Source organism: Herpetosiphon gulosus, assembly GCF_039545135.1.
GTDB classification, from domain to species: Bacteria; Chloroflexota; Chloroflexia; order Chloroflexales; family Herpetosiphonaceae; genus Herpetosiphon; species Herpetosiphon gulosus.
In genome coordinates, this window is the sequence record NZ_BAABRU010000004.1 from 1 (window position 1) to 13,311 (window position 13,311).

Here is a 13,311-nt window from a genome sequence, read left to right on the forward strand (position 1 = left end):
TCAGCCGTGCGCCACTCATTCCGAAGAATGCGTTCGACTTGCATGCATTAGGCACGCCGCCAGCGTTCGTCCTGAGCCAGGATCAAACTCGCCGACAAGTGACCGTGGTCACTGCGTGTTCTCCTTGTTTAATGAGCCGGAGAACGGTGGCTCTGCTTGGTAGATCCCTACCGAAGCGATTGACGGTGACAAAAAAACAAAAACTATGATGCATGGAATGTGCTGCGGACGCAGCACCCATCAGTTGGAAAGGTGCGATTTTGGCGATAAAAAATCCGCTGATGCAGCAGAGCATCGGAGCGGAGCACTGTCACCAAATTGTGTGATGTTGAGCAAACATCGTGCTGCCGGTCAACAGCCTGTGGATTCTACCACAGCCGCCAAGTTTTGTCAAATCGGTCGCTGTGGGCGGAGTTCAGCAGGTTGGTGTGTCGTGACTGATGTGTGTCAGTCATGCGTTGACAGCCCGGGGATTCTACCACCGTTCGCCACCGTTGTCAAATCCCACGAACCTGACCGAAACCACGAAGAGCGCGAAGCAGCGTTTGTATGCTCTATGCTGTATGTTCTATGCTCTTAATGTCATCCTTACTAAAGGTTCCCCCTTGTTGGTGAGTGCTAAAATACCAAATAATCACCAGTGCGAGCCTATTGCTGAAGGAGCATGGCATGTTGGATAATTGGCTGGGGCGCGATAAAGCATCGCCGCAAGCGCCCAAGGAGGAATCCATGAGTAGTAATGATGCGTCACGCCCAACGCCCCCACCACGCCAACCAGACGATGGCTTAATTCGTCGCCCACGCCTCAACGACCGCGATAATGCCTTTAATTTGGCGCTCGAAGATTTGCGCCGCCAAGTGCAGTTGCTCTACGAGAGCATTGGCGCACTGGCCGAACACTACAATGAAACTGGCGGCGACCCCCGCCGTGCCCGCGATTGCCGCGATTGTAGCCATTTTCGAGTTGGCTTGCATGTGCCTTGTGTGATGGGTGTTGATCCACATACTGCCCCTTATTTGGCGGTACGCTGCCCCAAATTCGAGGAAACCAGCGAAAATCGCAAGCTGATTAATCGTGATGAAGCTGGCTTTAATGCTGCGGTGCGGCGTGCTCGCGAAGGCTAGTTAGCAATCCCGTAATGTCATTCTTCTACGATCACGTCAGCACAAATGCTCGACGTGATTCTTTTTGTTCAGTTTGTGCGAAAGTGATGGGTATTAGCCAATGGCTCAACCACCAAACGATTCAGCAATCATCGCCTTATTACAACGTGGCGATCAACAAACTTGGCGCATGCTGGCCGAGCAGTGGTCAGGCGAGCTTTATAATTTGGCATGGGGGGCAGTTTATCAAACTGTTCCTGCCCAAACCATTGTTAACAAAGTTTGGGCAACCGCGATTCGAACTATTCACAGTGTCGATCAACGGTTGGGGCTGCGTTTATGGCTCTACACCATCAGCTGTCATGTAATTCTTGATCATTGGCGAGATAATGGTCATGCGCCCCAAACAGCTAGTATGATTAGCGAGTTACAACGCTTACCCGAGGCGATGCATTTGGCAATATTGTTGCATCTACGCCACAATGAATCGGTTGCGACTATTGCTGAAATTCTTGGTCGAACTCAACGCGCAACTGAACAACTATTACAGCAAGGCCAACAACGGCTCAAGTTTGCTGTGGCAGAGGGATTTTATGGCATCAACCAAGCAACAGCTGCAGCAGGCGATTAATCAGGCCTTGCCTGAACAACAGCTTAGTCTTAGTCAACAACAAGCAATCAATCAAACACTTGATCAACAGCTTGAGCAAGTTCGTCCGCTTCAGCCAACCCGCGATCGGCGCAAAGCCCCTAAAACCAAACGCCGAATTTGGCAATGGCAATGGAGTCGGGCGCAAATTTTTGCATTAATTGTGGCAACTGCTCTTTTATTTTTTGTTGCCTACGCCACCTTAGCCACATCGGCTCCAAACGTGCCGCATAATGCCAGTGTCCAAATTTTCGATGGCACTGCTGTAATCAACAACCTGCGTACTGGCACTGAACGACGTTTGAATGCTGGCGATGTAACTATTTTAGAGCCAGGCGATACAATTCAAACTGAAACAGGTCGGGCATTAATTACCTATTTCGATGGCCAAACCACTGCATTGCAAGCCAATGCCCGCATGACCCTTGAAACCATGGATAGTGAAAATGGTGGCCAGCAAATTCGGCTTAAAGTTTGGTTTGGCCGGACTCTCAACGGGGTCAAACGCTTGCTTGGGCCAAATGATCAGTTTGAGGTTGAAACACCATCGTCGGCAGCTTCAGTCCGTGGCACAGAGTTCACTGTCGAATCGCGCAATAATACCACGACCTTTTATGCCACCGACAAGGGCAATGTGCAAGTCGCAATGGATGGTCAAACGGTGTTTGTGCGGGCTGGCGAACAATTATTAGCCGAACAATCCAAGCCGTTGGTGGTCGAGCCGCAAATTTCGCCAACCCCCACCCCGACCAATACCCCAACGCCAACGGCGACAGCAACGCCAACTAATACGCCAACCAGCACACCAACACCGACGGCCACAGCGACGGCAACGCCAACCAGCACGCCAAGCGCAACGCCAACGGTCACACCACAGCTTTACATTACCCAAGCTGGCGATACAATCAATGGCATTGCCCAACGCTTTGGAATCACACCCGATGCCTTGGTCAACGCCAACCCGATCATCCGTGATCGCGATGAGATTCCAATTGGGTTAACCTTGATTATTCCGCAGCCATAGGAGCAGTTTGGTGCTACGTTCGCAACAAATTCGCCGTGGAGTTTGGTTTAGCGCAACTGGGCTGGCATGTTTGCTAGCCCTCTTGCTAAGCGATAGCTGGGCTTGGCGCAGACAACTCGATCGCTCAGCCGCCGATTTGTTGGTGCGCCGGCTAGCCAGCCATAACCCGCAACCAGCAATCATCATTGTCGCCATCGATGATCAAGCGCTCAGCAATGAGACAGGCTTTGGGCGGCTGACCGAGTGGGATCGCAGCATCTATGCCCATTTATTGGATAAGCTACAATCTGCGCGGGTGATCGTCTTTGATATGCTATTTACTGGGGCCAACCCTGCTGGTGACCAAGCGTTTGCTCAAGCCCTTGCGCCTTTGGAGCACCCAATTTTGGCGGTCTCACGCGATAACCAGACCAACCAAATGATTCAGCCAGCACCGCAATTGGCCACTGGTAATGTGGTGTTGGCCCATAGCGACATTATTGCTGACCCCGATGGTGTCGTGCGGCGCATCCAAACCCACTATGATCAGGCTGCCATCTATCCTGCGATTGCGCTAGTTAGTGCTCAAGCATGGTGGCATCTACCAGCAGGTTTGCAGATTGAGCCAACGGCCACAACCCTCACTAATGGTGTAGTAATTCCGGTCAATAATTCTAGCTTTATGTTAAATTATGCTGGCGCAAGCCAAACCTACCCACAAGTTAGTTTGCTAGCAGTGCTCAACGGTGAGGTTGATCCAGCACTATTCAATGATAAAATCGTGCTGATTGGCTCAACCGCTGCAGCCCTCGGCGACCGCTACACCACCCCCACCAGCCCATTAATGGATGGTGTTGAAATTCATGCCAACGCGATTGGCACAATTTTGAACGCCAATGCGCTGCGTGAACAAAGCTCCAGCAGTCGGCGGATCATTAAGCTTGGTTTAGTGCTAGCCCTAACGTTAATCGCCATGATTCGGCGGCCATGGCTGCTATTTAGTGGCATGGTGATAGGGACAAGCGTGATGCTGATTAGCGCAGTCAGTGCTTTGCAACAACAATTTTTGCGCATCGACTTGGCTAGCCCATTGTTGGCAATTGGCTTAACTGGCTTGGTGATGCTGTTGGTGCAAAACCAGCTTCAACGCCAAGATCATACCCAAGTGCTCGAACTTTTTGCCAAACGTACCCCGCCCAGCGTGCTCAGCGAGCTATTGAAGGCTGCTGAGCGTGGTCAATTACAACTTGGGGGCGAACGTCGCGAAGTCAGCATTGTGTTTATGGATATGCGCGGCTTTACCAATTTATCCGAGCGCTTGCCGCCAGAAGCCATGATGCAGATTATCAATACCTACCTGAATCTGATCGCCAAGGCATTAATTGATCATGGCGGCACGCTCAACCAATATGCAGGCGATCAAGCCATGGCGATTTTCAACGCGCCAGTCGCCCAGCCCGATCATGCTCAACGGGCCATTCGCGGCGCAGTGGCAGCATTAGAGGCAATTGTGGCCTTTAATCGTTCAGCTGCGGCCCAAGCCTTACCCGCTCAAGCCTCGTTTGGAGCTGGGATCAACACCGGAATTGGTGTGGTAGGCAATGTTGGAGCCCATGAGCGTTACGATTATAGCGTGATTGGCGATGTAACCAATGTCGCAGCCCGCTTATGTGGCGCAGCTCCAGCCAACACGATTTATCTTGGCCCTGACACGCTTGCCGAAGATTTAGGCGATTTGCAAAGCCTGATTCAGCCGATTGGTCCGTTGGCACTCAAGGGCAAGGAAGCCCCGCTAGAAATTGCCGCCATTGTAGTAGCCGAGTAAGCGCACATGCAAGGATTTAACCGTTTAGCGATGACAATAATTGCCTTGGCCTTAGCCGTCTTGGCCATTACGATTGCGCTCTTACCGCTGCAAAGCTTTGATTTGGCCCTGCGTTCGCTCCAATATTTGCGTGCTCAAGCGTTAATTTATAGTACAACCACGCGAATTGTGGCAGGCATTGGGGGCTTGCTGCTGCTTGGTTTAGCCTTGGCTCAGATGTTTATTCGCCAAAGTCAATATGTACCAGTGCGCAATACTGGCTCAGGCTCTGCTCAACTCGATTTGCAAACCGTTCAGCGGGCAGTTGATCAAGCGCTTGGGCAGGCGCTCGATGTGCGCAGCGCCAAAGCTCAAGTTCAAGGGTATGGCGAGGGCGTGGCGATTTACACCGAACTTGAACTACACCCAACCGCGCATTTAAATGATACCTTGGCGTATGTCCACCAAAACATTCGCGAAGAAGTTGAAGAGCGCTTGGGCGTGGCAATTTTAACGCTCAAAAGTAAGGTCAAAACTAAACCTTACCCGAATGCACCCCACAGCCAACAACATGAGGCTGGCTCGGCTCCCGAACTCGACCCACGCCAACCAGCTTGGGATCTACGTGAGCTGCGCCGTCGCCTAGAACGAGGCATTTTGAATCAGCCTAACGTGGTTGATCTCGAAGTGGTATTGGGTTATCACCCTGATGGGGCAAGTGTGTTTGTGCAATTATTTCTCGAACAGACCGCGCCAGTCCCGAGCACTATAGCCAACGTCGAGCGCTTAATTCACACGATTGTGGCAGATGACTTCCGTCTAAGCGTCTACGAACTACGGGTGACCAGCCAAATTATTGAGTAACTATCTAGGCATAGTGGCTTTAGTGGGAATTTAGTCCTATAATTACGCCTCAAGTTGCCTCTCGTGGGGGATGGCAAAAGGACTATTGATTGCATACAATACGCTAGACTTATTACGGCCTTTACCCAACCATTACTGTTATTTTTCAAATGTCGTTAATTTGTTCGCAGCACATTTCGTTCTTTTCACCCGCCAAGGAGTTTTTATGGGTCGGCAGCACTTTCGCTATCAACGCCTCGCACTACTCAGCCTTGTGGCTTTGCTGGGAGTGTTAGTCACACCAACCAAAGCCGTCGAAATTCCGCCAACAGGCGCGTCGGTGTATCTCCAAACTAATGGGCCTACCAACACCCTGAATAACGGCGATTGGTACACCAACAGTCTGGCAGGCGCAGGTAATGGTTATCATTACTTTACAGTTGATATTCCATGTGCTTGGCCGAGCACTGAGCCAGTCCATATCGATATCTTTAGCCCTGAAATGAATAGCAATGCCACCCTCAGCGACGAAATTCGCGGTGGGGTTTACGATAATACTCAATTTGAGTTTTATACAGCAGGCACGCCGATTGTTGTTCCAGCAACGCCTGGCCCAGGTGCGGCTGGCAGTCTGCATCAACAAACCTTTGTGCCTGCTAGCACGCCTGAGGCATGGTTGCGCTTCTATACGATTGCAGCACCTGTCACTTGTGGTACGTATGTTTTGCGTTCAGCCACTTCGGGCAACGATGAAAATGGTTGGCGCTTGCGAGTTGGTCGCGATAACGACGCTGATGCCAATAATGCCCCCCCAGCCAACACCGATAATTTCGATGGTGTCGCTGGCACTGGCGATGAAATTACCCTTGGGATGCGCCAGGCTTCGTTCCAACACGATGCTGGTGCGGCAGATGTTGTCGCCACATGTTTAACTTTGTATGAATATGTAACCCCCGGTCAGCCCACCGTTAGCTTTAATAATTTTGATATCGATAATGTACGCCGAGTACGCTACTACGCGCCTGGTGATGCGAGTTACACGCCTATGGGCAATAGCGGCGGCATCGTGGGCAGCCTGAGCAACGATCAAATTTGGAATGGCACTGGTGCAACTTTAGCAACCCGCGTCGGCGATACCATCAACAATCCGGTTTCGGGCTGGTGGCGGATCGTAACCTGTACCAGCAATCACAACCAGTTTATCCAAGAAGGCCAAACTGGCACGCCAGCCTACTACGAACAGCCACCAACTCCGGTGATGGCCTTGAGCAAAACCGATGGCGTGACCTTGGTCTTGCCAGGCGATACGCTCAATTACACCATCGCCTTTACCAATACTTCAAACAGCACAGCCACACCTGGCAGTGCTACCAATGTTACCTTAACCGATAATTTACCACCTGATACAACCTTTGTTAGTTGTGCGATTAACGCCCCATTTACTGGCACATGTAGCCATGCTGCTGGCGTGGTGACCTTCAATATCACCGAAATGGTTCGCCCAGGCGAAGTTGGCACACTGAATGTTCAAGTAACCGTCAACGATCCAATCACCACGGTTCCGGTGGTCAATAATGTTACCTTGACCTTCAACGATACCTTGAACAATGTGTTCCAACCATTGAACGCCAGTGATAGCGATTTGGTCAATCCAACTGCGGTAACGGTGGTTGGTTTCACGGCCTTGGTACGGGTCGATGCTATTCAGGTGCGCTGGACTACCAGCCATGAATTTGAAACCCAAGGCTTCCATATTTATCGTAGCACCAGCGACGATCCAGCAACCGCCGTTCAAGTGACTGATAGCTTGATTCCAGCCTTAGGTGCGCAAAGCAACTATCAATGGCTCGATACCAACGCTGAGCCAAATGTGCATTATTACTATTGGTTGGTTGAAGTCGATGCCAATAATAATTTGAGCATGATCGGCCCAACCGATGCTCAAATCGAGCGCTACAGCATTTTCACTCCATTCGTTGTACGTTAAACTCGCTCCCAGCTAAAATAAGCAAGGCCGCGTCGCTTGACGCGGCCTTTGGATTTAACTCAGATTACCAACCGCTATTGCCAGTACCCCGATTAATCGTAAATTGATTAGCAGGCGCTTGGTTGTTCAAGCCGCCATTAGCCGGATTGCTCACTACCACATTGCTAAATGTAGCATTACCACGAGCATTGGCATTCAGCAACAAGCCATAGGTTCCAGCATTATTAATTCGAATATTGCTGAAGCTGGCATTTTGTAACGTTGCCGAAGTGATGCCGCCATCTGAGCCTTGCAGGTGAATCCCAGCAAAGGTTGGACTTTCGATCAAGATGTCGTTGACGGTCAAGCCTGGGATTGGCCCACGATCGGTGTGGACTTTCAACGCGCCATGCTGTTGGTTCCACATCGGCCCACCCACCCGAATCAACGAGTTGCGCTGAACGCTGATAAAGCCGCCAAATGGATGCGAATCGAATTGCTGGGCAATTAGCACACCAGGATAAGTAACCACATCGGCGCAAATATTATCCTCAACCCGCATATTTTGGCCACCATAAATTGCAAAACAATTGGCTCGCCACGGCAATTGCACGGTGTTGAAACGGAAGGTATTCGCAATATTCACTGGACCATGAGCGGCGGGCGACCACGAAGCCAATGCATCATCGCCAGTGCTGCGGAAGTGGCTATTTTCGACCACCGAGTTGCTTGAGCCATTGCACAAATTCACGCCATCAGCAAATAAGTTGCGAAACCGGCTGCCTGTAATCACCAATCCATCGGTTGGCGCTGCCTGGTTATCCGAGCCAACCCACCAGCCAACTTTGGTATGCTCAACCCAAACATTCTCCACCCGCGAGCCTGAGCCAGCGCTGCCATTGAAGGCATTTTCAGCAGCGCCATCGTTGCGGGTCACGGCCTCGCCAGTGATCGCAAAGTTGTAAAAACGACAATTATTACCAATGCAATGGAAACGTGCCCACGGCCCACGCAGCACCGAATACCACATGCCAGCCCCGCGCACGGTCACATCGGAAATGGTAATGCCTGCGTCGCTTTGAATTTGGGAGCGCAAATCAAACGTGCCCGCCGGAATCCACACGCCTTTCGCGTGAGCACGGGCAGTGTTAATACAATTTTGCAAGGCTTGACCATCGTCGCCGCCGCCGTTGGCGGTCGCACCACAATCGGCAGTCAGCGAAAGAAAATTAGCAGGCTGGGTTTGGGCGGCCCCAACTTGCTCCAAATCAACCAAATCAATTACATAAAATGCTGCTTGATCGTCGCCATCTTTTTGCAATTTAATCGTTGCACCTTGAGGAATGTCGCCAACCAAGGCTCGTGCTTCATCGAAAAAGTTATGTGCGCCGCCAGCACTTGGGTTATTCAAGCTGCTGGTTTCGCCGCCATAGACCCAAGCATAGCGCGAAGTCAATCCCAATTTTTGGCGAAATACGCCGTTAACATACAAACTCAGGCTAGCATCAAGCCCGCCACCATTGGCCGCATCAGGAATTGAATAGCGCACCACAATCGAGTTGGCCGTGGTGTTGCTGGTAAATTGCACAAACTCACCAGTGCTGTTGAGTTCGACGCTGCGGCGGCCCGATGATTCAGTTGCCAGATTGCCGAAGGTTCGGCTTGGCCCCAAAATTGTGCCGTTGGTCGCCATTGTTTCAGCTTCATATTCGATCCATGGCACAGTTGCGCCACGATTGGCTGGGAGCTGCGGCGTGCTGGTTGGCACAATTGGGCTAGCAGTTGGGGCAATCGGCGTGTTGGTTGGTGGGGCAGGCGTGCGCGTCGGCGGAATTGGCGTGCTGGTCGGGGTTCCGGTAGCAACTGTTTCAATCCACCATTGGGCACTTTGCCAAGCAGGATAAATGCTGCCGTGCTGGGCAAAACCCAATTGATTTTCAACATGAATATATTCCCAGCTATGCCAAGCGCTGCGAATATAACTCGCGCCATCGGGAGCCGCCTCGATTACCCAACGTGCGCTCTCCCACACATCGGCAATCGTGATACTCTCAACTGCTTCAAGTTGATGTTCAATCGCCATATAGTGACCAGTTGCCCGATTTTTGAGCCGCTTAGCTCCTTGATAATCCTCAATCACCCAATGCGAACTTTGATCGTTAATATTCGGCGAGCCATAGCGCACCTGGCTATTGGTTTCGTAGAGATAAGTATTCTGCCAACGATTCTTAATCCGTACATAGGTCACGGCTGAAGCTGAACCAACCGCCAAGTTGGCCATAATAATCGCGATCAGCAGCAACAAACTACCAAATACTTGCTTACGTCGCTGAGACATCCATCCACTCCTTAATTAAAAATAGCCCGCTACCTGGCCTCCAGTATAGCGAGCCAATTGCTTAGGAATGTTCAGCTATAGTACAGTTATAGTTAATATTTTTAATTACTCTCCATTAGCCAAAATCACACTTGGCTCAACATCGGGCAGGCTAGGCGGGGCAATTGGCAAGGTCCAATAGAAGCGCGAGCCTTTGCCCAGCGTGCTATCGGCCCACATGCGGCCACCATGAGCCTCAATAATCGATTTAGTCAGATACAAACCCAAGCCAGCGCCCTGAGTTTCACGGGCCAAGCGATTATCGACCCGATAAAATGGCGCGAATAATTTAGGCAATTCCTCTTGGGCAATGCCAATACCTTCGTCGGTCACATAGCTGAGCACATGGCCATTCTCCGGCCAGCCGCCTAGGCGAATCACGCCACCCTCGGGCGAATATTTAATTGCATTTGAGATTAAATTGGAGAGCACCATGCGAATCCGCTCTTGATCGGCATAGACATGCGGCAGTTTTGGCTCGAAGCGTAGTTGAAATTCAAAACGCTGATCAACTGTCGCGGCAAAGGCGGCTACCACATCAGCAGCCAAATCGCTCAGATCAAATGGCGCTGGATGCAAACGCAAGCCACCCGCCTGCATGCGCGAAACTTCCAGCAAATCACCAATTAATCGTGCCAAGCGATCAGCTTCTTCTTCGATGCCTGTCAACATTTCAGCTTTGGTAGCTTTGTTGAGCTTTACGTCGGTGCGGCTGAGCGTGCTAGCGTAGCCTTTGATAATCGCAACTGGGGTTTTTAATTCATGCGACATCACCGAAATAAAGGTCGATTGCTGCTGCTCATCGCGTTTTTGCTTGGTAATATCGCGAATATTGGCAATTGCCCCGCCAAAACGGCCCGTTGGCTCGCGTACCACGCTATACGATGAGCCAACATAAATCTCATGACCATCGCGATGAGTCACCCAACCCTCAACCGAAGGATGATCATTATCGGGGAAGAGTTGCAATGGACAGGCAGTTAAGCAAATATTGACCCCTTGCTGGTTGTGAATTGCCAATACTTCGGCGCATGGTCGCCCCAAAGCCTCTTCACGCGACCAACCAGTCAAGCGCTCCATGGCCGCGTTGAAACGGGTAATTCGCCAACGGGTATCGAGCATCATCATGCCATCGGCGCTCGATTCGATAATTGCATCGAGCCGCCCACGTTCAGCAATTGCTTCGGCATAGAGTTGCGAATTATTGACCGCAATCGCCGCAAAATCAACAAAAGCGCTGAGCAATTGACGATCATCAGCGGTAAAACCCACATTGAGCGCTGCCCGCAACACCAACATCATGCCCAATTGCTGATCGCCGGTAACCATTGGCAAGGCCACAACTTGGCGCAACGGCACATTCAAGGCATTCGCCAGCTTGCTTAATTCTGCCGACATGTGGCTTGATTGAGGGCCTTCACTTTGTAAAACATGCAAAATTTCATCGAAGGCCGACCACAAACTGGGAGTAAGCCCATAGGCGGCGCGAATTTCGAGCCGCTGATTGGGATTGTACAAGGCGATCAAGCCATAATTACCCGCCAACAACTCGACTGCTTGGGCGATCACCAGATTGAGCAACGGCTCAGCATCAAGCTGGGCAGCCATTGCCCGCATCAAACGCAATAAATAATCACGTTGGCGTAATCGCAGATCCTGAGGCTCTAACATGGCTCTAACGCTCCATAGACGTTGTTCTAACACTGCCAGAGTATTATACAAACAGTTACGAAATTGATTGATGCAGACGACATCGACAGCAAAAACAAAATCTTTATTGCAAGGAGAATACCACAATGGCAACTATCAATCGTTGGTCACCAGTTGAAGAAGCCCTCAGCTTGCGCGATGCAATGAGCCGTTTGTTCGAAGAAAGCTTTGTTGCTCCATCTGCTGCAATGCGCACCGGTTTGAGTGTTGATATGAACGTTTTGGAAAATGCCAATAGCTATATCGTTGAAGCTGCCGTGCCTGGTCTCAAAGCTGAAGATCTTGATATTACATTGCAAGAAAATGTATTAACGATCAGCGGTGAAGTTCGCAGCCAAAAATTAAGCGAAGGCACCACCGCTCATCGCACCGAACGCCGCTATGGCCGCTTCAGCCGCTCGATCAACTTGCCAATGCTGGTCAAGGGCGACCAAATTAGCGCCACTTTGGAACATGGCATTCTACGGCTTGATGTTCCAAAGGCTGAAGAAGTCAAGCCACGTAAAATTAGCGTACAGGTTGGCTCAGCCAAAGAACTCGAAGTTAATAAGTGAACCACCACGCCCACGAGGGGCATGGCTTCTGCCTTCAACGACGGCTACCAGCATTTCGCTGGGTTTACTCCATCTCGAGCAGCGTTTTAGCTTTCCGTCGTCCCAACGGCAAGCAGGCGTAGCCCCTCGTTCAGAATATTGATTGCCGCATTCTTATCGCGATCATGGATCGCGCCACAGGAGGGGCATGTCCACACGCGATCTGCTAACGTCAAGGTGATTTTGATCTGGCAGTGATGACAGGTTTTCGATGAGGCGTAGAACCGCCCAATCTTGATGACTTGTCGGCCATGCCATTCCGCTTTATCGTGCAGCATTTGCATGAAGGTACTCAGGGCGGCATCACTGAATGATTTAGCCAGCTTGGTTCTCGCAAGGCCTTTAATATTCAGGTCTTCGATGCACACCACGTCGAATCATTGAACAATATCTAATGCATGCTTATGCAGCCAATCGGTGCGTTGGTTACTAATTTTCTGGTGAATACGGGCGACGCGCTTACGGGCTTTAGCGCGATTGTTGCTACCTTTTTGGGCGCGTGCGAGTTTCCGCTGAGCGTGGGCAAGTTTCTTCTGGCTCCGGCGGTAGAACTTCGGGGGTGCAGTCTTTTCACCTGTGTGCAATGTCGTGAAGGATTCAAGCCCTCCGTCAATGCCCACAGGCCGATCAGCTGTGAGCGGAGTATCAGGGCGCTCAATATGACAGACAAATACAACCCACCATGCGCCCGTTGCAGCTTGTTTGATTGTTGCACCTTTTGCTCTGCCTTGCAAGGGGCGATGAATGATTGCTCGCATTTGCCCGATTTTTGGCACGCTGATGGTACGTTCATCAACCACGACCACACCTTGCGGGAAGCGGAGGCTGTGCGGCGTGATTTTGCGTGATTTGAAACGCGGATACTTGGCGCGTTTGGCGAAAAAGTTGGTAAAGGCCGTTTCTAAATCCATCAGGCTTTGTTGCAACGGTTGCGAATGACAATCACGCAAAAAGGCCGTTTTGGGCTGGCGTTTCAGATCAACCAGCATCGCTCCAAGCTGTTGATAGCTCAACCGTTGACCTGTTGCTTGGAACTGGGCTTGCTTGCAGTGCAATGCCCAGTTCCAGACGAAGCGTCGGCAACCAGCCCACTGGACCAAAGTTCCGACTTGGGCAGGCGTGGGTTGAAGACGGTATTTGTAGCAACGGATCACGATTCGCATCGTTCGGCTTCCTTAATTGTGATGTGGGAGATTTGTTCACAGTTGTTTCGGTAGGAGATTAAGAAGCCCTCGTATTCCTGGAACAATCGAGGGCATGGC

General features: G+C 51.0%; 9 protein-coding genes, 1 rRNA gene and 1 pseudogene. 7 read left to right on the forward strand and 4 right to left on the reverse strand.

Features of this window, described 5'->3' with window-relative positions:
* Positions 1–98 (reverse strand): 16S ribosomal RNA (locus ABEB26_RS05755); the annotation flags it as partial.
* Between the two features lie 571 nt (positions 99–669).
* Between ABEB26_RS05755 and ABEB26_RS05760 the strand changes: the two genes are divergently transcribed.
* The 6 genes from ABEB26_RS05760 to ABEB26_RS05785 all read left to right on the forward strand — a co-directional run bounded on the left by ABEB26_RS05760 (position 670) and on the right by ABEB26_RS05785 (position 7,390).
* Complete coding sequence (locus tag ABEB26_RS05760; RefSeq protein WP_345721022.1) at positions 670–1,125, forward strand: hypothetical protein; 456 nt, start codon at positions 670–672, stop codon at positions 1,123–1,125.
* Between the two features lie 100 nt (positions 1,126–1,225).
* Positions 1,226–1,735 (forward strand): RNA polymerase sigma factor, encoded by a 510-nt coding sequence (locus tag ABEB26_RS05765; protein ID WP_345721024.1) that lies wholly within the window; start codon positions 1,226–1,228, stop codon positions 1,733–1,735.
* The gene (locus tag ABEB26_RS05770) at positions 1,698–2,777 is read left to right on the forward strand and encodes a LysM peptidoglycan-binding domain-containing protein (protein ID WP_345721026.1); all 1,080 of its coding nucleotides are present in this window, start codon (positions 1,698–1,700) and stop codon (positions 2,775–2,777) included. Before ABEB26_RS05765 ends, ABEB26_RS05770 begins: the two co-directional genes overlap by 38 nt.
* A 10-nt stretch (positions 2,778–2,787) precedes the next feature.
* Complete coding sequence (locus ABEB26_RS05775) at positions 2,788–4,581, forward strand: CHASE2 domain-containing protein (RefSeq protein WP_345721027.1); 1,794 nt, start codon at positions 2,788–2,790, stop codon at positions 4,579–4,581.
* 6 nt (positions 4,582–4,587) lie between these two features.
* Positions 4,588–5,424, forward strand: a complete 837-nt coding sequence (gene amaP / locus ABEB26_RS05780) for an alkaline shock response membrane anchor protein AmaP (protein WP_345721028.1) — start codon at positions 4,588–4,590, stop codon at positions 5,422–5,424.
* Between the two features lie 205 nt (positions 5,425–5,629).
* The gene (locus ABEB26_RS05785) at positions 5,630–7,390 is read left to right on the forward strand and encodes a hypothetical protein (RefSeq protein ID WP_345721030.1); all 1,761 of its coding nucleotides are present in this window, start codon (positions 5,630–5,632) and stop codon (positions 7,388–7,390) included.
* A 64-nt stretch (positions 7,391–7,454) separates the two neighbouring features.
* Here the strand turns inward: ABEB26_RS05785 and ABEB26_RS05790 are convergent, their stop codons facing one another.
* Together ABEB26_RS05790 and ABEB26_RS05795 are read right to left on the reverse strand one after the other, a co-directional pair.
* Positions 7,455–9,707 (reverse strand): glycosyl hydrolase family 28-related protein, encoded by a 2,253-nt coding sequence (locus ABEB26_RS05790; protein WP_345721031.1) that lies wholly within the window; start codon positions 9,705–9,707, stop codon positions 7,455–7,457.
* Between the two features lie 105 nt (positions 9,708–9,812).
* Positions 9,813–11,417 carry an ATP-binding protein gene (locus ABEB26_RS05795; protein ID WP_345721032.1) on the reverse strand — a complete coding sequence of 535 codons (1,605 nt, stop codon included), beginning with the start codon at positions 11,415–11,417 and terminating at the stop codon, positions 9,813–9,815.
* Positions 11,418–11,542: 125 nt separating this feature from the next.
* On the opposite strand from ABEB26_RS05795, the gene ABEB26_RS05800 reads away from it, so the two are divergent.
* Positions 11,543–12,010, forward strand: a complete 468-nt coding sequence (locus ABEB26_RS05800; protein WP_345721033.1) for an Hsp20/alpha crystallin family protein — start codon at positions 11,543–11,545, stop codon at positions 12,008–12,010.
* Positions 12,011–12,096: 86 nt separating this feature from the next.
* Here ABEB26_RS05800 and ABEB26_RS05805 read toward each other — a convergent pair.
* Positions 12,097–13,212, reverse strand: a pseudogene (locus ABEB26_RS05805) (RNA-guided endonuclease InsQ/TnpB family protein).
* Between the last annotated feature and the right edge of the window lie 99 nt (positions 13,213–13,311).

Excerpts from the sequence above, each read along its gene's own strand:
- ABEB26_RS05790 (WP_345721031.1), bottom strand. The coding sequence starts at position 9,707 with ATGTCTCAGCGACGTAAGCAAGTATTTGGTAGTTTGTTGCTGCTGATC.
- ABEB26_RS05800 (WP_345721033.1), top strand. The coding sequence starts at position 11,543 with ATGGCAACTATCAATCGTTGGTCACCAGTTGAAGAAGCCCTCAGCTTG.
- ABEB26_RS05765 (WP_345721024.1), top strand. The coding sequence starts at position 1,226 with ATGGCTCAACCACCAAACGATTCAGCAATCATCGCCTTATTACAACGT.
- ABEB26_RS05795 (WP_345721032.1), bottom strand. The coding sequence starts at position 11,417 with ATGTTAGAGCCTCAGGATCTGCGATTACGCCAACGTGATTATTTATTG.
- amaP (WP_345721028.1), top strand. The coding sequence starts at position 4,588 with ATGCAAGGATTTAACCGTTTAGCGATGACAATAATTGCCTTGGCCTTA.
- ABEB26_RS05785 (WP_345721030.1), top strand. The coding sequence starts at position 5,630 with ATGGGTCGGCAGCACTTTCGCTATCAACGCCTCGCACTACTCAGCCTT.
- ABEB26_RS05760 (WP_345721022.1), top strand. The coding sequence starts at position 670 with ATGTTGGATAATTGGCTGGGGCGCGATAAAGCATCGCCGCAAGCGCCC.
- ABEB26_RS05770 (WP_345721026.1), top strand. The coding sequence starts at position 1,698 with ATGGCATCAACCAAGCAACAGCTGCAGCAGGCGATTAATCAGGCCTTG.